Raw genomic sequence first — 22711 nt, forward strand, 5'->3', positions numbered from 1 at the left:
GCCTAATCAATATTCCTTTGTTTGAAAAGCTGCCCGCTATCAAGGTCATAGCATAATAACCGACCATATTCCTTGCCGAGGTAGGCGTGCGAACAGCCATTGTCCAAACAGATGGATTTTGCACCCGCAGCAACTGCTTCCTTTATCTTAGAAAACTTGGTGGGTGTGTGTCCGAAAAAGACGCGTCTCTTATTGAATTTCTTCGCCAAATTGAAGTTGCGCATCCATGCCATAGCATGCGTATCGGTCAACGGTTTGTCAATATTGAGATTGAAACCTGCGTGCACCAGATAGAAATCATCCAATTCGTAATAGTAAGGTAGCGAACGGATAAAGCGGAACACGCGCTTTCGGATCCGTTTGTTCTTGTTCAGAAGATCCAACGAGTTTCGCGACCTGAGCAGCAACTTCAATTGTTCAGGCCGCTCGCGCAGAATATGCAACACGGTTTCCTCATGGTTTCCCATCAACGGGAAAACGTTGTAGCCGTCTTCCTGCAATTGCAGCACATGATCGATCACCTCTTTACTTCGCGGGCCGCGATTGATGAAATCGCCCAGCAGAAACAACTGGTCGTCTTTTGTGAGTTTGACCTTTTCGAGCAGTTTTTTGAACGTGATGGCGCAGCCGTGAATGTCTGTGATCACCAACCTGCGTCCACCGTTCTCTGGTGACCTCACCTTTCTTCCTACCATCTTCGATGTCTTCGCCATCAGAAGCCGATCTTCATGCTGAGTTTGAACGCAAGATTGTCAAATTGATTCGAAAATGAATACGCTCCGTAGCGGTAAAACACGCCACCACCAATTCCGAGAAAGTTCACTTTTATCAGGTCTTCGATCATGATTCCCGTCTCAAAAAAACCTTTGTGCATGTCCTGAATTTTGAGTCCGGTGTGAAGCTGTGGCTTTGTGAGCCAACCGATACCGAACGAGTTGACCCAATGGAATTCGGGACGGATCCAGTTGATGCCCGTTTTGACAGACCCGAAATTGTGTCGTTGATGCAATGCCACTTGGTACTGGTTCAGGAACTCGTTGGATCGCATGGTCTGAAATGAGTTGGGCGAGAAAACCGAGAAATCCTGAAAGTTGAACTGAGGCGTGTACATTTTCAAGTATGGAACCGCCTGTGAGATCCAGCCTGCACTGAGTTGCCAATGCTCCATCCCGACTTTTCGGATGCGGAATTTGCCTTGCAATTTGAGGTCGGCTTTCCAGTAATCGTAATCGGACGACAGAATTCCTTTCAGCCCTTTGGTGGCCGAAACCCAAAGAACGACTGCGCCTCTATCCTGCACAATTTCTCTTCCGCCCAAGCGCATCTTCTTCTCAAATGGCGCAAATCGGAAGCCGACCCGCACCTCCGCAAACTGATACTTGTTAATGCTGTCCGTGGAATTCTCCGGAACATAACGGTAATTGTGCCTGCTCTGTGCATCCTGATGGCGGAACTGCGCCTCGAAATGCCAACCGCGCAACGGATTGATGCGCACGCCAGCATTCCAACCGTTCATCAGATCCATGCGCTCCACCACAAGGTCGCGGTACATCTGGTTCAACGCCTTCGCGTCATCCACCAGAAATTCCTGCGCACCGATCTCGCGCACATCATGGTAATATGCTCCGCGAAGCTGAAGACCGAGATTCTGGTGAAGTGTAAAAACCGCATCGCCTCCATATTTCGCTTCCTTGTCTCGAAAACCATAAGCCACATACGCCCCGAAATTGGCCCATTTTATCAGATTGGGAGCCGTGTGCAGTCCCACGCCCAAGCGGAATCCCTCATACTCGTTGTAATCGATGATCTTATCGAGATCCAATTCAACCGGTCCAATTGGAAAACGGCCTGTTGCTGCCGCGATCAGCAAACGGATGCGCCTGTCGAGTTTCATCTCCTTGCCGATGCTATCGATGACATGATAGGTGCGCAATTCCTTGTCCGATAAAGGCGTTTCGCGTTCCGCATTCCAGAAGGCCGAATCCTTCTTGTGCGCCATCGCTTGCAGCTCCAACGTGTTGCTGCTTATGTCAACCGCACGCACCTTATCGGTCAGGTCAATGTCCTTGTTGAAAGTGGTACTCACACCTTTGATGTGAAACCCACCGAGGTTAAGTCCCAGCATTTTCAGGTCGGTATTCAACTGCGTGGGGAACCACGTTTCGCCATTCAGTTTCTCGTATTTGTGTTGCACCTTGACCTCCACGCCCTGCGCATCCACCACGGTAGCGGTGGCGTTCATCAATGCAAAATCGCTCATGTTCACATGCAGCATTCCGCGCAGCGCATCGAACTTCTTTCCCTTTTTTGGTTGGTAACTCAGAATGATGACCGTGTCCTGCGCCTCCATCAGCGTGTCTTCGATATTGAAGAAATAGCGGTTCCAACTGTTCGGACTGATCGGTCCGAGATACGCCTGTTCGCCCAGCGAGAAATAATCCTTGTAAAAACTGAACGATTGCATCTGGCTGATGAGCATGGCAAACTGCGGATTCTTCATGCCCGAAAACCGCGTGGCCTCCACGTTATCGGTGTATTTGCCGTTGCGAAATTTCCGCTCGTACACGTTCTCCGACATCATGATGTGCTGGCGGTCCATCAGCTTGCGAATGGCCACAACCATGGTGTCTTCCGCGCTACGTTTATTGGTCACGGCCGTGTCCTCATCCAACGTGAAAATGGTCTTCTCGTAAGCCGTGTAGGTGAAATAAGGAAGGTTGCCGGGGTCGTTCTTCTTTCGGTTTTCCACTACGTGGCGAATGATCCGATCAGCAGGATTTTCACCTGGATAAACGGTCACTTCCTGTAGTTGCGTATTGCTTCGCGGAAGTTTGAAAACCAGCGTATCGGAAGTATGCCCGACTGGAAAGTTCCGCATTTCATACCCGATGTATTTGATGCGAACATGCGTCACCTTTCCATTCGTTTCCACCTTGAAAAACCCGTTGAGGTCGGTGGTTGTGCCGCGCGGGCCATCATTCAGAACCACATGCGCAAACACCAACGGTTCGTTGGTCAAACTGTCTCGCACAAACCCCGAAATGGTCTGGGCAAAGCCTGAATGAACGCAGAGCAGCAAAAGCACAATGATGGTCGGCAGGCGCATGGCCACAAAGAAAAGAATGATGCAGATGCGTTAGCTTTATGTCCTTGAAATCAGCCGCACCAATTTTCGAAGAGGCATGACATCGCAACGTAAAAGACGATTCCCTTTCATGGCTGTCATCTTTTTTGCGCTGGCAGTTTTCTTCTGTCCACTTGTTCGGCCAGTTTTCGGGTTAGATGCAACTACAGAAACCGCTGCTCTGCACCTTTATTATTGGAGCGGAAGCATCCTTTTTCTGCTCCTGGCCATTTTGGAGCTTCCCAAACTTTCACGGGCATTGAAACGATTGGCGCAATACGCGCTGATGTTCCTGATCACGCTGATGACAATCGAGGCCGCCAGCGCAATAGTTTACAAATGGAAGTGGGGATATTGGAGCCATCTGGACAACACCAACCTGAACCGACATCTGTTTGAGAAACACCCGTACTTGGTGGGGTCGCCAATTGCAAACGCACGCCTACAGCGAGACAGCCTGCTTTATGCGCACAACAGCCACGGTTTTCGCGGAGCGGAATTCGACCTGAAGAAACCTGCGGGCAAGACCCGAATTGTCACATTGGGCGGTTCCACGACCTACGGAGTCGGTGTGAACAATGAGGAAACCTGGCCTTACCTACTGCAGCAACAGTTGGGTTCAGACTTTGAGGTCATCAATATGGGAGTTCCAGGCTACTCGAGTGCCGAAAATCTCATCCAAACGGCATTGCTGCTTTCTGATTTCGATGCCGACCTTGTCATTTATCACGTAGGCCTTAACGATCTGCGAAATATGAACGTCCACGATCTGAAAGCCGACTACAGCGATTTTCACGCGCCAACGATGTTCAATTCAATGGGACTTTGCCATCTTCAGAATGCACCCATGTTGGCTTCGATACGGCTTCTGCTTATCGGTTTTCAAAATATGGGTGTGTTGGAATTCTGTCCAGGGCAAGAACTGACCATCGGCATACAGAAGCACAATGGCGTGGACAAGCATGCACAGGCTATCTACAAACGGAATCTGAAAAACATTACCGCGCTTTGCGCTGTTCAAAAGCTCAACGTGCTGTTTGTGCCACAGATCATGTTGGAAGATGTGCTGAAAACAGGCAACTATAGTTGGTGGATCCCATACGTTCCGAACGACCAGATTGACGATATGATGGCCGCATACAATCAAACGCTGAAAGACGTTGCCGACAGTTCGGAAGCCGCCTTCGCGTCTTCTGTCCTCGATCACCCTTGGAAAAAAGAAGATTTCGTGGACATGTCGCATTTCAATGGCGAAGCCAATCGGCAATTTGCCAAACTGCTTGTGCCAGAAGTTATTGCCACCTTACAACCCGATACCATCCAATAAACCATCATCCCATGGAAAAGAAACGCTCGTATTACATCACCAAACACGGCTCGGCCAGAACAGCCTTTCAGCTTCGCGAAGAGGAAATACCTCAACCGCAAACTGGATTTATCCGCGTAGAGGTTGAGGGCTTCGGCATCAACTTCGCAGACATCATGGCGCGGAAAGGACTCTACCAAGATGCACCACCAACGCCTTGTGTGGTCGGTTATGAGGCAGTTGGAAGAACCATGGATGATTGTACCATCGGAAATGAACGCATTAAAGCAGGAACACGTGTTCTGGCCTTCACACGTTTCGGAAGTTATTCAACACATGTGTTGGCCGATGAAAGAGCTGTTCAGCCGATACCCGAAGAAATGCCTCTGGGCGAAGCATTGGCGTTGGCCGTTCAGTATTGCACAGCCTACCATTGCGCAGAGGAACGTGTTTCTGTTTTTCCCGAAGATCATGTGTTGGTTCAGGCCGCAGCTGGAGGTGTTGGAACTGCTTTGGTTCAATTGCTGAAACGAAAAGGCTGCACCATTTACGGAACCGCAGGCTCCGAAGAAAAACTGAAGTACATTCAAGAGCAGGGCGTGCATGTTCCCATCAATTACCGCAAGCAGGATTTTGCGAAGGTGGTAAAAGAGAAACTCGGTAAGCGCGGATTGGATGTAGTGTTCGATTCGTTGGGAGGCAAGAGCTTTTCAGACGGGTTCAAGGCACTTGGAAAAGGAGGCAGAATTATCGGTTATGGGACCGCAGAGTCGGTTGCGGGAGGATTGGCAGCCATCAATCTTCTGAAACTTGCCACCAACTTCGGGTTATACAGTCCGATACAGCTTTTGCTCGGCTCCAAAGGAATGATCGGGGTGAACATGCTTTATGTGGCAGACGAGCGGCCGGAAGCACTTTCACGCGCAATGAAGGCGGTCGTTGACCTGTGGAAGGTTGGCGAGATAAAACCTGTGGTCAGTGCCGAATTCAAAGCCGACCAATTGGCCGAGGCCCACGAATTTGTGGAAAACCGAAAATCGATGGGAAAAGTGGCAGTGAAGTGGTGATCCTGTAATTTTGAAGCATGGAATGGCAGGCCTACATCGATAAGTTCATCAACAACTTCTCGCGCGATATGATGCGATACGTCCTGTTCGCTGGTGTGCCGTACGTTCTCTTCTACCTGCTTTTCAAGAACCGAACGTTCAGAATGAAAATTCAGCAGCGATACCCAAAGCTGAAGGATGTGCGCAGAGAAGTGCTGTATTCCATTTCTTCGGTGGCCGTTTTCGCCATGGTAAGTGTTTTTCTTCTTTATCTGAAGAAACACGATTTCACCAAGATCTACATGGACATGGATGCGTTCGGTGGTATCTATTTCGGTTTTTCAATCGTGTTATTGATCGTGCTGCATGATACTTGGTTCTATTGGACGCACCGATTGATGCATTGGAAACCCATCTTCAAATACGTGCATCTGGTGCATCACAAAAGCACCGACCCGACACCGTGGGCGGCATTTTCATTCCACCCGACCGAAGCGTTCATTCAAATAGCCTATGTTCCCATCATGGTCTGTCTGGTGCCTTTGCATCCCATTGCCATTCTTACGTGGGCGCTCTATCAGTTCACCTTGAACATGCTCGGCCATCTGGGATTTGAACTGTTGCCGAAAGGGTTCACCAAAAGCAAATGGACGTTTTGGCACAACACCAGCACGCATCATAACATGCATCACAAGTATTTCAGCTGCAACTACAGCCTCTACTTCAATGTGTGGGACCGCCTAATGGGCACCAACCACAAGAAGTATGATGAGATGTTTGAGGAAGTCTGTGAAAGGCGTGCGGGCAAAGCTCTTAATGAAGAAAGAGCTATTGCTTAAATCTCTTTTGCTGATTGAATTGTTTCTGTAAGCACAGATGACCGAGCAGCTAAAATATTAGCCAAATAATCTTTTTTCGACTACATTTAGCTAATATTTTAGCTACATGTTCAGCTCAACTTCTCAGGTTGCGAAAGACCTCGCTTCTCGCTGTAGGAAGATCCGTACACAGAAAAACCTGACCCAGCAACAACTGGCAGACCAATCGGGAGTGTCGCTTGGCAGCCTCAAAAGGTTCGAGTCCTCAGGGAAGATCTCGTTGGAATCGCTGCTGAAAATTGTATTGGTACTGGGTCGACTCAGCGAATTTGAACAGTTGCTGAAAGCCAGCGATTTGCCACGATCCATTAACGACCTTTTCAAATAGGAAATATGGAATTTGAGCTGAAAAAGGCTTCCGAGACAATCAATGAAGTACGATCTGCCATAGCTGACTCGCCTATGATCGCTGACGAACTTGAGGTAACCAATTCATCGATATAATTAATTGCAAAGCATTTGGCTTTTAAGTAACTATACGCAACTACTACCTTCAATTTGCAGAGTGGCCTGCTGGGGACCAACCACGAGAAGTACAGCGAGACGTTTGAGAGGGTTTGCGAGCGGAGAGCAAATAGTCCAGAAAAGCTTTCTTCGCGGGTCGCAGCTTAGTAGTTGTTAATTATTTGAACTTCACTTTAATAATCCGACCTTTTTTGTTCCCTTCTCTAACATAACGATAGTAGTTGCTCCCGAACTGCGTCATATAATTTACCCAGTTTGGAGCGTAACCCTCCAGTTTACGTAAGGGATACATTACCTCTCGCTGTCCTTCTTCAATATCTGAGATGCTCCAAGAAGCGAGCATACCAACCTCCACATCTCCTCTTTCTGGCTCGTATGTTTCTGGCGCCCTATTGATCCAAATATCTCCTGCATTTTTCTCGAAATCTTGATATACCGCGTAGCATTTATCACCTGAAACGTACATATTGACATAATACATTCCAGGGTGGTAGCCAAGGTCTATGTTCCATCTTCTCTTCAAATCCCGTCCCAAATAGACCATTCCCCTGTCCGAAACTCGGACAATCATAGAACCATCGGCACGATGTGTGACTTTTCCTCGAAAAAGAGAAACGTCCGCCTCAGTCAGCTCGTGCTCATTTGACTTATTTACTATCGACGCAGCGGTCAAGTTTTCTTCTTCTACCTTGGTGAGTAAACCTCCAATGAGAAGACAGCCCTCTGGTCTTTGAACAAGTCCAAAATCGTTGCGAGGCAGGTAATGGCCGTTTTGAAGATTCACTATAGACATCGTAATACCATCTTGGTTTATCACCAGTGTTTTCACTGGAAACCTTTCCTCAACTTCAACCCCTCTACCCAAATCGAAATGGGCCCAAGTATAAACCACCCCTGAGTTGTCTATGCACATTTCTGTGGTAATGTATTCGTAGTTGAGATGTGTAGCATCAGGCTTGCCGACCCACTGTTCTCCAAATGATCGCCCTTGTAGCAATGGAATTGCCCCTCCTTTTTGATGAAGATCAAAGCTCTGCTGCCACTTTACAGAAAGGTCGTCTCCAGATAGAACCACAACGCTGAACTGCACGTCTACTCTTTCTTCCTCTGGCAGTAAATGTGAAACCAGTACGTGTGAAGAATCTAGCGAATACTTGAAACCAACCCAAGAGTTATGAAAATCGTCAAAGTACTTTCCTTCCACTTTTGACACTTCAACCCAATTGGACATCTGTAATGTCTCCATATCGAAATCCACAACATACAGCGTGTTTGATTTGGTCTTTTTACTAGTCGCTCCGACAAGCCTTTTCACCATACTCTTAGACTTACCGACCAGAAAACCGTGGTTTGAAATAGTGGATTTTCCATCAAGCAAAGAAGAATGTTCGATACTATTGGACTTGACGAGCTTTAAATCTTTATCGTACCGCTGAAACAGGTCAGTTCCTTTATGGGAAATCAGCGTAACTACACCCCCTTCCCATTCACCAACGAATTGAGTTAAACCTTCACCGAATTTGTGATCTATTATCTCACCCATTTGAACAGTGGCGTTTTCGAGTTCTTTTTGATAAGCCACTTGGCCAGATACTGGCAATGTGATTACAGCTACCAAGGCGATTAAAAATGTGCTTCTCATAATTACAGTTAATTGTATGACGTGAACTTTACAATAATCAATCTACCTAACCACAGGCAACTCCACCCTGCTCGGATACTTGAACGAGCGGTAGAACGTGTACTGTGGCTCATCGTTGGTCATGTTGCGGAACTGGTCGGCATCAGCACCAGCGATGGCAATTCTTACACGATGACCTTTTTTGAACAGATACGAGATCGGCAGCATGCTGAATTTCATTTCTGCCACTTCGCCTGGTTTCAGCGGTTGGCCGTCTTCCCGTAGGAAGGAATGATACGGCCCCACCTGTTTGTATGGTGCTTTCTCTGGGCTGACCTTACGATGCAGCGCGCGCAGTTCGCCTTCGGTAACGTATTCCACGTGTCCATTCTCATCCACGTCTTCGAGGTAAACGAAAACCTGCGCATCGTTTGTATTTGAACTCACAAAAATGTCAACCAACGCATGGCCGGTTACTTCCATGTCTGCTTCCAGTGGTTCTGAATCGTAAACCAAAAGCAGCGTATCAGCTTCGGTTCTATTCGGATAAGTGTGCGGAGTGTGCAACTGTCCGGATACCGAACGGAATTTCACAAACCGTCCCATTGTGGTGGTCGAATCAACCTGGTATTGATCCGCTCCACCTTCCGTCTGTCGCCACGCTTTCACCTTCGGAGCCTCTTCGTTGAGTTTCTGCAACGCTTGGTCATACTTTCTCTCCACTTCGCGATACGCAGCGAGCCGTTTTTCATCTTCTTCAGAAACCGTTCCTTCACCTTCCAGTTTCTCTAAGATCTCGTTCAGCCCTGTACTTTTCAGGTGGTTGAGCGAGTCGCCCCAGAGTTTCAACTCTGCCTTCTTGGCCTCATGGTCCGAAAAGTCATTTCGCCACGTCAGCGTATTTCCTTTATCCAAATAAACCGAACGATATTCCGTGTTCTTTGGTGGCCACGTATCGGCCGACTTCCACTTTTCCTCCACCATCGTGAAGTAATTTACTGGTTTGTCCTTCTTCAGACCCGTGTCCCAACCTTTCAGGTGATGGTCGAAGAATTTCAGAATTTCACCCAAGTGATCGAAACCGGAATGCCCCGGATTGGTGTGGCCACAGTTGAATTTGCCGCCATGTTCCCACGGGCCGAGGATGAGTTTATTCTCTGGATTGGTGAGCGTCATGTAGCGTTTCGTTGCCGCGTTATTGTACGAACCATCGAACCAACCGCTCCAACTGTAAATGGCCGCTCCGCTTGCATCTTCCTTCTTCCAGTAATTGTGCGGACTGAACACTTCTGAGGAAACCGCGGCCTTGCTCTTCGCCTTATCGTCACGATAGGTGATGGTCAACGCGCCATCGTTCACATTTGCATTGTTCTTGTGGTCTTCCTGCGCCTGCTCAACAACCCCTTTGGCACTTCTTCCATCAAAGTATTTCTTGGGAACCGAAACGCCTTTTACAAACTTCTTGGCCTTCCCTGCTTTTGGCGGTAGTTCGTTTCGGTCCAACGCTTCGTTGGCCTCGCCCCAAACTTCCGTAAAACCGATGTTGTGGATCCCACCGGGAAAAGCATTGTCTGGATAGACATCGAAAAGCGAATACATGTTCACCACGGCCTTTACGGCAGGGTGCTGCTGAATGGCGGCAAACTCAGAGGTGGTTCCGCTGTACGAAACGCCCGCCACGCCCACTTTGCCATCGCTCCAAGGTTGTGCAATGATGTGGTCGATGATCTCGGTCATGTCATCACGCTCTTCCTGCGTCCACGGATACGCCCGCGAACCTGTGGAAGCTCCCGAACCGCGCGAATCGACACTCACCAACACATAGCCGTTTGCTATGATCTGCTTGAAAAACTTTCCCAGCGGACCGTTCGGTGGTTTGCTCAACCAACTGTACGGCCATTTCAGATCAAAATCGCGCCAGTAGCGCCATTGGTGCAAGATGGTGGGAAACTTACCGTGATGCCCCTTTTTCGCCTTCGGGATGTAAACATCGATGGCAATCTTCACGCTGTCGCGCATCACCAGGTAATAACTCTCGCGCTTGTATTTCTTGAATGTGGCGTTCCGTTCCCAATCATATTTGATCGGCACTTCCTGGTTCACATCGCTGGGCTTGTAACCTTTCGGGTCTTTGTATTGCGCGTTCGCGAAGAAAAACGAGAAAAGGAAAAACGAGAAAAGGGTTGTTCTGAACATACTTGGGGATTGAGGCCGCAAAGATACCTGTTGCGTTTGCAGAAGCGGGGTCTATTGTTGCATTAACTTTTACGATTGGGAATTCACAAAGCATCGTTCACTAACTTTCGGACGGATGTCTTTGAACGATCATCGGTTTTACAGGCTCACGGGAGTACTCATTGCATTGGTTTGGTTTGCGAACGGACTCCTCTGCAAAGTTTTGGGACTTGTACCACGGCATGAGATGATCGTGGGGCGGATTCTTGGGATGGAATATGCGCATCCGATCACGGTTGCTATCGGGATTTCGGAGATTCTGATGGGCATTTGGGTTTTGAGCAACATTGCTCCGAAACTGAATGCAATTGCACAGATCGCAATCGTTCTAACGATGAATATCCTTGAATTCATGCTCGTACCCGACCTGTTGCTTTGGGGCAGATTCAATGCGCTGTTCGCATTCATGTTTGTGCTATTCGTTTACTTCCGTGAATTCAAACTGAACCCAAAAAGGTATGCTTGATTTTCTGAAAGACCATCCGTTTGCAGTTGATGCCTACTTCGATAGCTCCATCGTTCTCACGTTTGCTTTTCCAAAGGATCAACTGCAACCTCACATTCCCGAATGCTTGGAACTGGACACATTCGAAGATAAATGGGCGTTTGTAGCGGTTGCGATGGTCCAGACCAGAAACCTCCGACCGAAAGGTTTCCCTAAATTCTTCGGGAACGATTTCTTTCTTATCGGCTACCGAATCTTCGTTCGGTATACCACACAGGCAGGTAAAAATCTACGCGGCCTTTACATCATCAGGTCAGAAACAGACCAGAAGAAAATGGAATTCTTCGGCAACCTGTTCACACATTACAATTACACAACCACCGACATAGAACTTGAGAATGCAGATGATCTCCTGAAAATCCATTCAGAAAAATCAAGGTTCCATCTTGAAGTAAGTATTTCGAAAGAAGATGTTGAACTACCATCTGACTCACCTTTCAAAGACTGGAAAGAGGCCAGACGTTTTGCTGGCCCGCTTCCGTTCACGTTTACGTATGATGAAAGGAAAAAGGAAGTCCTGATCATTGAAGGGGTTCGGCAAAATTGGAAGCCGAAACCGATAGAAGTGGTGAACCAACGGTTCGGTTACATTGATGGATTGGGGCTGAACGGAAAGCAATTGGCAAATGCCTTCATCATTACCGAGATTCCCTATTCTTGGAAAAAGGGGCGAAAGGAGAAATGGAACGGATGAGAAGACCATTTCAAGGTGTTTGGACGGTTGTACGATTCAACTGGCACTTTTTCGTGCTTTCGTTTGGCATGGTCATTTTGCTTCTTGCTGTAGCTGATCAATTGGGCCGTTTTTCATCCTTGGCAACTGTTCTCGCCATATTGATTTCGGCCACTACATTAATTTCATTGACTACATTAATTTCATTGCTGGTTACGTTTTACGTTTACGATGCGTCAGAACTTTATTCGCTGAACTGGTTGGATGGTTTTGAGGAAACCCCGAAAACGATCGTTAACATCCATGCTGGATTTGATGAAACCAGCGAGCTCCTCCAACAGCGGTTTCCTGATGCACGGCTGCTTGTATTCGATTTCTACGACCCCGTAAAGCACACCGAAATTTCCATTAAAAGAGCTCGAAAGGTTACCGATCCATTTTCTGGTACACAATCCATCTCGACCGCGGAAATTCCAATGGATGATGAGGCTGCCGACTTTGCGATGGTTTTCATGTCTGCCCATGAAATTCGAAATGACATTGAGCGTGTGCAATTTTTCCAAGAGTTGAACAGAATAATGTGCTCAACTGGACAGGTCATTGTGGTGGAACATGTTAGAAACGTCATGAATTTCTTGGCTTACACACTCGGTTTTCTTCATTTTCATTCTCGAAAAACATGGTTGAGGACATTTGCAGAAGCCCGATTTTCGCTCCGATCTGAAAAGAGTTTAACACCTTTCGTTACCGTTTTTATATTAACAAAAAATGGAGTTACAGCTTAAGATCATCGGCTGGCTGTTCGTTGTGCTGGCACTTGTTCATGTGGTTTTCCCAAAGTATTTCAACTGGAAAGAAGAGTTGGCTCCCCTCAGCCTCATTAACCGCCAACTCATGTATGTGCATTCCTTCTTCATAGCTTTTGTGGTTCTTTTGATGGGCATTCTCTGCATTACATCAAGCTACGAATTGACAGGCACCAAATTGGGTAGAACAGTATCTCTCGGTCTCAGCATTTTTTGGGGTGTGCGCCTCGTGTTTCAGTTTTTCGGTTATTCTCCCAAAGTTTGGAAAGGAAAAAGCTTTGAAACGTTTGTGCATATCGTATTCTCCATTTTTTGGATCTACGTGACCGCGGTTTTCACCCTCACATTTCTTGGAAACAATTGATTCAGAATCGTGGCCGTATCAGAACGAACCATTCAGTATGCAGTTGACCAACTTTCCGAGTTCGGAGAAGTGACAACACGGAAAATGTTCGGAGGTGTGGGCATTTACCGCAATGGGATCATGTTCGGACTCATCACATCCAAAAACGAGTTCATGCTGCGTGTGGGAGATGAAACCCGGAACGACTATGAAAACCGTGGTTCCAAACCGCTGACACACGCCAAAATGAAGCACGCTATGCCATACTGGGAAGTTCCCGCAGAAATTGCCGAAGACAGGAATGAACTGAGAATCTGGGCAGAAAAAGCCTACGAAATTGCAGCTGCCGCCAAGAAGAAGTGAATCTACGAACCGTGCTCTGCCAGCAGGTCTTTCAGCGTTTGCAGATATTCCGTCAGCTCGTCATCCGTTGCACCATGGCCGTTTGCCATTTTTAACGTGATCGGATTCTCGTCCAACTGCTTGTACACCTCAGGATGGGTCGTTCTCAACCTCATGGTCAGATCCGTTATCTCTTGTATGAGTTGTGTTTTTGACATGCCTTCAAGTTATAAAACCCACAGGTTGATTCCAAAGTTCAAGGCAGGTTTCTTGTGGCTTCCCGAATACTGAGCGGATGCATCTTCAACCGATTCTTCTCCACATGATCGCTCACGAATTCAGGGTCTGTGCCGCTATACGTCCGAAGCGCCCAACCTATGGCCTTGTTGATGAAGAACTCCTTGGAGCCGAGATTCTTCTCAATATGGTCGGTCAGCACCTTCACATCTGTTTTCTCCTTGTAACCCAGCTGAAAGATGATGCTTGCCCTGCGCAGCCATAAGTTCTCAGAAATGGCCCAAGCATCGGTCACAGGTCGCATCTTCTCAGGAAATTTCTGGAAGTAAGGACCGCACACCCAAGAGGAAAGTCCATCTACCGTGTCCCACCAACTTTTGGTGATGATGAGTTCCTCGATGAGTGATAAATCGTTTTCCTGAACCTTCTTCGCCTGTTTTCGCAACAGATCCAGACCGAACATCTGAAATTCGCGTCTATCGGCTTTCCAGAGTGCGCTGAAAACCGCTGGATCGAACGGTTGCGGCAGACCATGTTCCGCCAGAAACTGCTTTTGCAGCTCTCGCCTTTCGGGCGATTTGATGCCGTAATATTCGAACCTGTCTTTCATGTAAGCCTTCATCGCCTTGGCATTCTCCGCGTTGGCGTTGGCCGAAAAAAGTGCTTCAATTGGTCGTAGATATGGTAGCATATATCCAGGTCGGTTGGTTTGTGACCGTTCAAAATTATCGTTCTGTCGTAAACCGATTCCAAACAAACCTGTCTTTGACACCGATGGCAAGTTCAATACAATATCTCAAGTGGAAATACGTAAATTTGACTTATGGCTTTGAACGTGCAGAACACCAAGATCGAACTGATTCAATGGCTCACCACCATCGAAGATGCGCGCTTGCTCAAAAAGCTTTTGGATTTCCGTGATGCCACCACCTATGAGCTGAGTGAAGCCGAGAAACAGGCCGTTGACGAAGGCTTGGAGGATCTGCAAAACGGAGATGTAATACCACACGCAGAGGCAAGAAAGACCTATGAAAAGTGGTTATGAGGTAGTTTGGTCAAAAAGAGCCGACCAAAACCTTCAGAAGACCTACGAATACCTTAATGAGTTTTGGACAGAGAAAGAGATCCGTTCACTTTCAAAAGAGATTGAGCGTACGATTCAACTCATTCGCATCAACCCCGAGCTTTTCCAAGAAACTGGCGTGCCAAGTGTGAAACGCGCGGTTGTCAAAAAACTGAATTCCATTTTCTTCCACGTTGATGAACGCACAAAGCGGGTCACCGTTCTCTCATTCTTTGACAATCGTCAAGACCCGAAGAAAAAACGCTTGTAATTCCTTCATTCGTCTTCCCCGATCACGTCTTCCCAATACGTCACCTGCTCTTCGCGATTCACGCTGATGCGCGCCTGATCACCGTAATATTCCACCTTACCGAACACGCAGATCTGCTTGCCGAGGAATTCCTTTTCGGGATCATAGCTGAAGTTGTTCTGATTGTCTTTCCAGATGGTGGCGTAGAACACGTTGCGCGGATATTTCTGGTCGAAATTGAGGTAAATGGCCTCTTTGCGGCTCTTTTTGGTAGCCACCACTGTTCCGCAAATGTTGGTCTTCTCGCCCACTTTGTATTTGGCCTGAAGCGTATTGAAATAACCCTTCGGCAACGGTGGTTTGAGTGGCGAAACCTCACCGAACTCGTTGTTCTCTGAATGGATCCATCCATCCATCGAGTTCATGGCTTCCAATTTGGCTTCCTCCGCATCATCCAATGAGCTGAAAAAATCAAGACCAGTTAGCTTTTCGATCTCGTCCACGCTGGTCACATAACCCGAAACGGGATAGGCGCAATGGTCGTTCGGCATCAGAAACGCAATGGCTTTCTTTTCATCTCCCGATAGATCAAGCACAATTTTGTAGAACTGCGCAGGAATGGCAACCGAATCCTGTCCTTGCTTTGGCAGACCGTCTTTCAGAATCGGTCCGGTGACCACAAAAACAGGCTCATTGAAATCGATAACGTACGTTCTGACCCACGATTCCAACTCAGCCCAACGCTCGCGGTTGAACTCTGGTTTCTGCGGACTCATGTTGCTGTAGAAGTAGCTTTCGCTGAGTGCTTTCTGGCTCCAGCGGAAATCGGCCGAAGGCGCCAAATGACCGCGATCGTTGCCGAAACCATCGTATTTCATTTCGCCATCGGGCATTATCTCTTTCAGAAAATAGTCCTGCTCCACAGACGAACCTGTGCTGACCAGAGAATCTGGGCGGAAATCGTTGGTGCGCGAAACGTTGGCAAACTCCACTTCGGGAATGACCACGTGCTGCACCCAAGCCGCCTGTTCAAACTGTTCTGCATATCCGAGCGTAAGCGCAGAATGCTTCACAATTTCATAAGGAGTTGAAGACTTCGGATAACCGAGTTCGTCCAGTTGCTCACGAATCCACGCTAAACGGAGTTCTTCAAGGTCCGTCAGGATCTGTTTCTTCTCCAGATCGATCTCCTCCAAACGCTGCTCTTTGGCCGCTATCTTCTCATCGACCGACTGCGCTGAAACGAAGAATGACACACAAAGTAGAAGCGAAAATACCAGTTGGCGCATGGCCAAATATCGCAATATCAGTATGCGCAAACCGAAACATGCTTTAAATAAATCGTTACGTGTTTTAGGTGGTTTGCAAGCACCGAATCAGCAACCAACCACAGTTCAGGTCGTTTTCAAAGCACCCTGAATCCATGAAATATCCATTCGCCAGCGTACTACCAATGTGCTTTTTTGCCTTGTTCGGCAATTTGGCGTTTGCGCAGCAGGATTGTTTCAATGCCATCACTGTCTGCACCGACAGTTATTCCCAAAGCAGTAGTTATTCTGGTGTTGGATCGGTATTGGAGGTTGCACCAGGAACAAGCTGCCTGGGTAATGGCGAGACCAATTCGGTATGGTACACCTTCAATGTTTCTGCTTCCGGTACGTTGGAATTTCAGCTCAACCCGATAAATCCGAATGACGATTATGACTTTGCGCTGTACGACCTGACGAACGATTCGTGCTCGGGAATCTTGGCAGGATTGAACACTCCGGTAAGCTGCAACTATTCTGCAGACCAAGGGGCTACCGGGCTCTCACCATCTGGTAACGGAAATGACAATGGTAGTAGCGGGTCCAATCAAAATGCCCCTGTTAATGTTCAATCCGGTGAGCAGTATGCATTACTGGTGAGCAATTTCACGGCTTCACAGACCGGATATACGCTTGATTTTTCCGGGTCGGCATCCATTGCAGACGATCAACCCGCTCTACCTGACTCTATAAGCCTGAAAAACCGATGCAATCCGATTCAGGTTTTTCTGTTCTTCTCCGAAGGATTTGATTGTTCAAGCGTCAGTTCCAACGGTTCGGAAATAACGGTTACAGGGCCGGAAGCCGTTGTGGTCAATTCTGTAAATCCGGTAGGATGCAGCGGGGGGCGCACTGACCAAATACGCGTCCGATTTGCAAACAAGATCATGACAACCGGCACGTATACCATCACCATCAATTCCGGTACTGATGGCAATACGTTTCTGGACCAATGCGGCAACGAAACCCCAACCGGTACAACGTTCACATTTGATGTGAATCTGATCGGTCCCAATGTTAACGTGATCAACGTAACCCACTCCAGTTGCGGACAAGCGAATGGTTCTGCGGAAGCGGTTGGTTCGTTGGGAACTCCACCATACACCTACTGGTGGAACACAAGTCCGACACAGAACACGGCCGTGGCAACAGGCATGGAACCAGGCTCGTACACCGTACGGGTCACTGATTCGAACGGTTGTCAGGAATACAAAGGCGTTAACATACAGAACGATAGTCCTATAGACCTGAGTAACTATTCATCCACAGGAGTTTCGTGTCATGGAGCATCAGATGGTAGTGCTCAAATAACGCCTGCTGGCGGTTCGGGACCGTACACGGTAGAATGGCAAACAAACCCTATTCAAACTGGCAACTCGGCCACAAACCTACCGGGCGGAAACGTAAATGTCGCGGTTACCGATAATTCGGGATGCCAAGAGACAACGACCATCAATGTTCCTCAACCACCGAGCATCAGCATTCCTATTTCATCGGTAAATCCAGATTGCGGAATGTCCAACGGTTCTGCCACCGTAAATGCATCTGGAGGAAATGGCGGTTTTACTTACGCTTGGAATACAAATCCAGTTCAAGCTACCGCAACTGCCAACGGCCTTTCTGCTGCCGTTTACACGATCACAGTAACCGACCAGAACGGTTGTACGGCATCCTCCAACGTTATTCTTACCAACAATTTTGCGCCCAATGCCACTATTGAGAACAGAATTCCTGATTGCGGCCAAGGTGTTGGACAGGCTACGGCCGTGGCCACTTCGGGTACCGCGCCTTATTCGTTCTCCTGGAATACTGTGCCACCACAGTTGACCGCTACGGCAACAAACCTGATACAAGGCGACTATTATACCACCATTACTGATGCGAACGGATGCGTTCAGATCATCAATGTGAAGATCGATAGCGTACCGCCCCCGCAATTGTCCACAACCGTCTCACAACCGACCTGCGGAATGAGCGATGGTGAGATCACGGCAAGCGTGACAAATGGAATTTCTCCTTTTACATATACATGGTCCTCATCCTCCAACACGAGCAATATCGAAACTGGTCTTGCGGAAGGCACCTACACAGTAAACGTGACTGACAGTATCGGATGCACCGATTCGGTATCCGTTGACCTGATGCAACTGCCTCCGACATCTGAATTTCAGGCAGATGGCGTCTGTTTGGGCGAAGAGTCCGATTTCCAAAGTCAATCAAATGCCAATGCCACAAGTTGGTATTGGGATTTTGGCGATGGAACCACTTCCACCTTGGAAAACCCGACACATGTTTATGCAGCTGCAGGAGACTATAATGTGACCGTCTATTTTCTCGGAGGATGCGAAGATGACACGGTGACCCAAACGGTAAGCGTTTTCGCTCCACCAACTACCGATTTCAGCATTCAGCCCGACATCATTACCACCCGAACCGATGCACAGTTCACCTACACGGGAACAGGCGGAACCAACTTCGTTTGGGATTTCGGTGACAGCGAGACGAGCACACTTTCCAACCCAACGCATCAGTATGGGCAGGAAGGGTTTTACACGATAAACCTCACAGCAACCGATCCGCACGGTTGTTCGGATACAGCCTCAATCAGGATCGAAGTACTGTTGCAACCTGTCATATACTTTCCCAATGCATTCATGCCAGAGGGCAGATATGAGAACAAGGTGTTCAAAGGTTACGGGCTGGGAATTGTAACCGCTGAACTCTGGATATACAACCGATGGGGGGCATTAGTGTATCAGGCAACCAACTCGCGGGATGTGCTCTTTAACGGTTGGGATGGTAATTATGCCGGTAAACAAGCACCACCGGGCGTTTATGCCTACAAGATCAAAGCTCGGTTTTATGATGATTCCGAGTTCGAAAAACTGGGCACGGTGACGTTGATTCGTTGATACATCACTTCAAACAGGTTTTGAAAACATGGTCCATTTCCTCAACTTCGTGCATCATGAGCGAAAAGATGGAAGTGACCCAAATGGCCCAATTGGCCGCCCAGTTCGTCAACAGTACCAACAGACACGTTTTTCTTACCGGTAAGGCAGGAACAGGTAAGACCACTTTTCTGCGCCAACTGGCGGCATCCACACACAAACGTCATGTTATTCTTGCCCCAACCGGCATTGCTGCTTTGAATGCAAACGGAGTTACCGTCCACTCTCAGTTCCTATTGCCTTTCGGAACATTTCTTCCAGATAGAAATCTGCCGATGGAATTGCCCGGAGGCGCCAATTTCTACACGCAACAAACACTCGTCCGCAGGCATCCGCTAAATGCCAAACGAAGGGATGTTCTGAGAAACATCGACCTATTGATCATTGACGAAGTAAGCATGCTACGTGCAGACCTGTTGGATGCCATTGATGCGCGCATGCGCTTCGTGAAACGGAATTACAGCGAGCCGTTCGGGGGCGTGCAATTGCTGATGATAGGCGACATGTACCAGCTGCCACCCATTGTGAAAGATCACGAATGGAGTAAAATGCGCGAGTATTATGAGAGTCAACACTTTTTCAGTGCCCGTTCATTGCAGGAAAGTGGTTTCGTGTATGTGGAACTCGACAAAATCTTCCGCCAGCAGGACGATACGTTCATCAGCGTTCTGAATAACCTCAGAAATAATGTGGTGACGGCATCCGACATTCAGAAACTGAACGAGCATTATCGCGAGCAGCGCGATGTGCCAAAGGATGTGATCACCATCACCACGCATAACCACAAGGCCGATGCGATCAATCGCGAAGCGTTGGACAACCTGAAAGGCGAAACCCACTATTTCGAGGCAGAAGTGAAGGGCGATTTCCCAGAGAACATCTTCCCCGTAATGGAGAGTTTGGAGTTGAAAGAAGGTGCGCGCATCATGTTTGTGAAGAACGATTCGGAAGGTGGCGCGTACTACAACGGCAAGTTGGCCACGGTCTCATCCATTAACAATGGTGATATTGAGGTGATGATGGATGGCGAAACCGAGCCATACAAACTGAAGCGTGAAACGTGGGAGAACAAGCGGTACACCGTAAATGAAACAGTGAAAGATCTTGAAGAGGAAGTGATCGGTGAGTTCCGCCAGTACCCGATAAAGTTGGCTTGGGCAATCACGGTTCATAAAAGCCAAGGTTTGACGTTTCAAAAAGCCGTGATCGATGTCGGACAGGCGTTTGCGCCTGGGCAGGTTTATGTGGCGCTTTCGCGATTGACCTCCTTGGATGGATTGATCTTTAGAACGAGAATCGACCCGAGCGTGGTGAGCACCGATGAACAGGTGGTTGAATTCTCTCACACGAAAGACCGTCAGCAGCCGCTGGATGTCGTGCTGAAACAGGATCAATCGCAGTACCTCAACCGCATGCTCTCGGCCACGTTCGATTTTTCGGATGTAATCCGCGCCATCGAAGCCATCCTCAAAAAGCACGAAACGGTCGGGCAGTTTGAAGATGCAGAAATGCGCTCAGCGTTGGATGTCATTTCTTCAAACATGAAAACGGAAATGGCCAACACGCAGAAGTTTGTTCAGCAACTGCGTTTCTGTTTGCAGGAGAACGACCACAAACGCCTACTCGACCGCATTGCAAAAGGTAGCAAGTATTACATCGATTTTGTGGAGAAGAACCTCCGCATTCTGCTAAAGCACATCGAAGACGTGAAGCAGTTTTCCAAGACAAAAACCTACCGCGATGCGCTGGATGAAATTGACCTGATCCTGATGAAGAACTGGGAGCAGATGGACAAGGCGCGCGATGTGGCCGAAGCCATCATTCAGGGTAAGGAGATAAAGAAGAATCTGGAACGCGATACGGAGCGGAATCTGCTGCGCAGGAAGTTGGCAACGGATGCCGAAAAGGAAGCGGAAAAGAATCCGAAGAACACCTCACGGAAGTCTGGAAAAACGAGAAAAGGGAAAAAAGAAAAAGGTGCTGCGCCAGAGAAAGGAGCGACCTATAAAGTAACCTACGAACTTGCCAAGGACGGTTTGAGCATTACGGAAATTGCGGAAAAACGCGGACTGGTGCCAAGCACCATTGAAGGACATATCGCCAAAGGAATAGAGGCGGGAGAAGTTGACATCGACACGTTCATGGGTGAGGACGACCGTGAGACCATTGAACAGGTTTTGAAAGATAATTCCGAAGCGGCTTCAGGAGAGATCTACGGCAAACTGAACGGGCAATATTCCTACGGACAGATTCGGATGGTGCAGGCGCATTTGAACAGATCGTAGAGACGCGATTCATCATGTGTTAGTGATGGCGACCTTAGTGCATAGACGCGATAAATCGCGTCTCTACGCCCAAACCTTTGTACCCTCCGTGCAATTGGCGCAGATGTCGATCTCGCTTCTGCTGCGCAGGATGGAAGCGCGGAACTGCTGGTACTGCTCACCCTGCCAGATCTCATCGAACGTGTTGGTTTTCAAGCTGCCCAATTGGTGTGTGGCATCCTTATCAAAGCAGCATGGAACTACTGACCCGTCCCATGTAAGCACACACGAATGCCAGAGTTTCCAGCAATGATTTAAGAGCGGATTTTTGATGGTGGTGTGCCCATCTTTCGTCTTCTTATAGCGGCTGTATTTCTCGTTATCTGGAATGAGATTGTTCGGGTCGTTCTCGTAATCGTACACCTGTGCGGTTTTAAAACGCACCTCGTCCACACCGACCTCCGCACCAAGCTTTTTCACATCTTCAATTTGATGCTCATTCGGTTTCACCACCAAGAATTGGAAGATGACATGAGGCGTTTTTGAGCCCAGTTCCTTCTTCCATTTCACCACATTCTTCGTGCCCTCGATCACCTTTTCCAAGTTGCCGCCCACGCGGTAATTCTGATATGTTTCCTGCGTGGTGCCGTCAATGGAAACAATCAATCGGTCGAGGCCGCTTTCCACCGTTCGCTTGGCATTCTCATCTTTCAGGTAATGCGCATTGGTGCTTGTGGCCGTGTAAATGCCACGTTCCGAAGCATACTTTACCATGTCCAAGAACTCTGGATTGAGGTATGGCTCACCTTGGAAATAGAAAATGAGGTACAACAGGTCATCTTTCAACTGCTCCACCGTCTTGCGAAAGAAATCGTTGCTGAGCATTCCCGTTGGCCGAGTGAACTGCCGCAGACCACTGGGACATTCGGGGCAACGCAGATTGCAACTGGTGGTCGGCTCGAACGAAATACTGATCGGAACGCCCCATTGCGTGGGCTTTCCCGTCCACTTGGTGTAGTAGAAACTGAACAGCACTTTCAGCGCATTTCCTGCTCTGCGGAAAGTGACCTTCCGCATGAAATTGAGCCCGTCTCTAATGCTTCCGTTGAGTTCCAAGGGTGCAAAGATAGAAAGGTGGTAGCGCGATTTACGCGCGTCATTGCTGTAAAAGTCAACTAATTCGGTAACAAAACTTTAGGTTTCTGTTATGCGAATAAACACCAATGACATGACCCTTCAACGGAACTACCTGGAGAAGTTCCGTTTTCTGATAAAGGAGTATGAACAGGTCAAAG

Annotated in this window: 21 protein-coding genes; 13 read left to right on the forward strand and 8 right to left on the reverse strand. The window is 48.1% G+C overall.

Features of this window, described 5'->3' with window-relative positions:
* Nucleotides 1-2: 2 nt before the first annotated feature.
* Both GC178_01965 and GC178_01970 read right to left on the reverse strand, forming a co-directional pair.
* The gene (locus GC178_01965; protein MBI1286319.1) at nt 3-713 is read right to left on the reverse strand and encodes a serine/threonine protein phosphatase; all 711 of its coding nucleotides are present in this window, start codon (nt 711-713) and stop codon (nt 3-5) included.
* Nucleotides 713-3106, reverse strand: a complete 2394-nt coding sequence (locus GC178_01970) for a hypothetical protein (GenBank protein MBI1286320.1) — start codon at nt 3104-3106, stop codon at nt 713-715. Before GC178_01970 ends, GC178_01965 begins: the two co-directional genes overlap by 1 nt.
* Before the next feature lie 76 nt (nt 3107-3182).
* On the opposite strand from GC178_01970, the gene GC178_01975 reads away from it, so the two are divergent.
* From GC178_01975 to GC178_01990, 4 genes are all read left to right on the forward strand, one after another.
* A complete protein-coding gene (locus tag GC178_01975) occupies nt 3183-4451 on the forward strand; it encodes a hypothetical protein (GenBank protein MBI1286321.1) in 1269 nt (422 codons plus the stop codon).
* A gap of 11 nt (nt 4452-4462) precedes the next feature.
* Nucleotides 4463-5497 carry a zinc-binding dehydrogenase gene (locus tag GC178_01980; protein MBI1286322.1) on the forward strand — a complete coding sequence of 345 codons (1035 nt, stop codon included), beginning with the start codon at nt 4463-4465 and terminating at the stop codon, nt 5495-5497.
* Between the two features lie 17 nt (nt 5498-5514).
* Nucleotides 5515-6315, forward strand: a complete 801-nt coding sequence (locus GC178_01985; GenBank protein ID MBI1286323.1) for a sterol desaturase — start codon at nt 5515-5517, stop codon at nt 6313-6315.
* 106 nt (nt 6316-6421) lie between these two features.
* Nucleotides 6422-6682 (forward strand): helix-turn-helix domain-containing protein, encoded by a 261-nt coding sequence (locus tag GC178_01990; protein MBI1286324.1) that lies wholly within the window; start codon nt 6422-6424, stop codon nt 6680-6682.
* Between the two features lie 294 nt (nt 6683-6976).
* Here GC178_01990 and GC178_01995 read toward each other — a convergent pair whose 3' ends face one another.
* Both GC178_01995 and GC178_02000 read right to left on the reverse strand, forming a co-directional pair.
* On the reverse strand, nt 6977-8461 hold the full coding sequence (locus GC178_01995) for a hypothetical protein (GenBank protein MBI1286325.1): 1485 nt from the start codon (nt 8459-8461) through the stop codon (nt 6977-6979).
* 42 nt (nt 8462-8503) lie between these two features.
* Entirely contained in the window at nt 8504-10636 is a 2133-nt protein-coding gene (locus GC178_02000; GenBank protein MBI1286326.1) for a CocE/NonD family hydrolase, read from the reverse strand.
* A 115-nt stretch (nt 10637-10751) separates the two neighbouring features.
* On the opposite strand from GC178_02000, the gene GC178_02005 reads away from it, so the two are divergent.
* The 5 genes from GC178_02005 to GC178_02025 are packed head-to-tail and all read left to right on the forward strand — an operon-like array spanning nt 10752 to nt 13365.
* On the forward strand, nt 10752-11141 hold the full coding sequence (locus GC178_02005; protein ID MBI1286327.1) for a hypothetical protein: 390 nt from the start codon (nt 10752-10754) through the stop codon (nt 11139-11141).
* Nucleotides 11134-11874, forward strand: a complete 741-nt coding sequence (locus tag GC178_02010) for a hypothetical protein (GenBank protein MBI1286328.1) — start codon at nt 11134-11136, stop codon at nt 11872-11874. Before GC178_02005 ends, GC178_02010 begins: the two co-directional genes overlap by 8 nt.
* A complete protein-coding gene (locus tag GC178_02015; protein MBI1286329.1) occupies nt 11862-12638 on the forward strand; it encodes a methyltransferase in 777 nt (258 codons plus the stop codon). The genes GC178_02010 and GC178_02015 overlap by 13 nt, the downstream gene beginning before the upstream one ends.
* Complete coding sequence (locus tag GC178_02020; protein MBI1286330.1) at nt 12622-13023, forward strand: hypothetical protein; 402 nt, start codon at nt 12622-12624, stop codon at nt 13021-13023. The genes GC178_02015 and GC178_02020 overlap by 17 nt, the downstream gene beginning before the upstream one ends.
* Nucleotides 13024-13032: 9 nt before the next feature.
* The gene (locus GC178_02025; GenBank protein ID MBI1286331.1) at nt 13033-13365 is read left to right on the forward strand and encodes a hypothetical protein; all 333 of its coding nucleotides are present in this window, start codon (nt 13033-13035) and stop codon (nt 13363-13365) included.
* Between the two features lie 2 nt (nt 13366-13367).
* On the opposite strand, the gene GC178_02030 is transcribed toward GC178_02025, so the two are convergent.
* Both GC178_02030 and GC178_02035 read right to left on the reverse strand, forming a co-directional pair.
* Complete coding sequence (locus tag GC178_02030) at nt 13368-13562, reverse strand: hypothetical protein (protein ID MBI1286332.1); 195 nt, start codon at nt 13560-13562, stop codon at nt 13368-13370.
* 38 nt (nt 13563-13600) lie between these two features.
* Nucleotides 13601-14272 carry a DNA alkylation repair protein gene (locus GC178_02035; protein ID MBI1286333.1) on the reverse strand — a complete coding sequence of 224 codons (672 nt, stop codon included), beginning with the start codon at nt 14270-14272 and terminating at the stop codon, nt 13601-13603.
* A gap of 132 nt (nt 14273-14404) precedes the next feature.
* Between GC178_02035 and GC178_02040 the strand changes: the two genes are divergently transcribed.
* Entirely contained in the window at nt 14405-14626 is a 222-nt protein-coding gene (locus GC178_02040) for a hypothetical protein (GenBank protein MBI1286334.1), read from the forward strand.
* A complete protein-coding gene (locus GC178_02045; protein ID MBI1286335.1) occupies nt 14610-14915 on the forward strand; it encodes a type II toxin-antitoxin system RelE/ParE family toxin in 306 nt (101 codons plus the stop codon). The genes GC178_02040 and GC178_02045 overlap by 17 nt, the downstream gene beginning before the upstream one ends.
* Nucleotides 14916-14920: 5 nt before the next feature.
* Here GC178_02045 and GC178_02050 read toward each other — a convergent pair whose 3' ends face one another.
* Entirely contained in the window at nt 14921-16183 is a 1263-nt protein-coding gene (locus GC178_02050) for a DNA/RNA non-specific endonuclease (protein MBI1286336.1), read from the reverse strand.
* Between the two features lie 134 nt (nt 16184-16317).
* On the opposite strand from GC178_02050, the gene GC178_02055 reads away from it, so the two are divergent.
* Together GC178_02055 and GC178_02060 are read left to right on the forward strand one after the other, a co-directional pair.
* On the forward strand, nt 16318-19113 hold the full coding sequence (locus GC178_02055; protein ID MBI1286337.1) for a PKD domain-containing protein: 2796 nt from the start codon (nt 16318-16320) through the stop codon (nt 19111-19113).
* A 68-nt stretch (nt 19114-19181) separates the two neighbouring features.
* On the forward strand, nt 19182-21437 hold the full coding sequence (locus GC178_02060; GenBank protein ID MBI1286338.1) for an AAA family ATPase: 2256 nt from the start codon (nt 19182-19184) through the stop codon (nt 21435-21437).
* 63 nt (nt 21438-21500) lie between these two features.
* On the opposite strand, the gene GC178_02065 is transcribed toward GC178_02060, so the two are convergent.
* Complete coding sequence (locus GC178_02065; GenBank protein MBI1286339.1) at nt 21501-22493, reverse strand: radical SAM protein; 993 nt, start codon at nt 22491-22493, stop codon at nt 21501-21503.
* Between the last annotated feature and the right edge of the window lie 218 nt (nt 22494-22711).

It is taken from the genome of Flavobacteriales bacterium (assembly GCA_016124845.1).
Lineage (GTDB): Bacteria > Bacteroidota > Bacteroidia > UBA10329 > UBA10329 > UBA10329.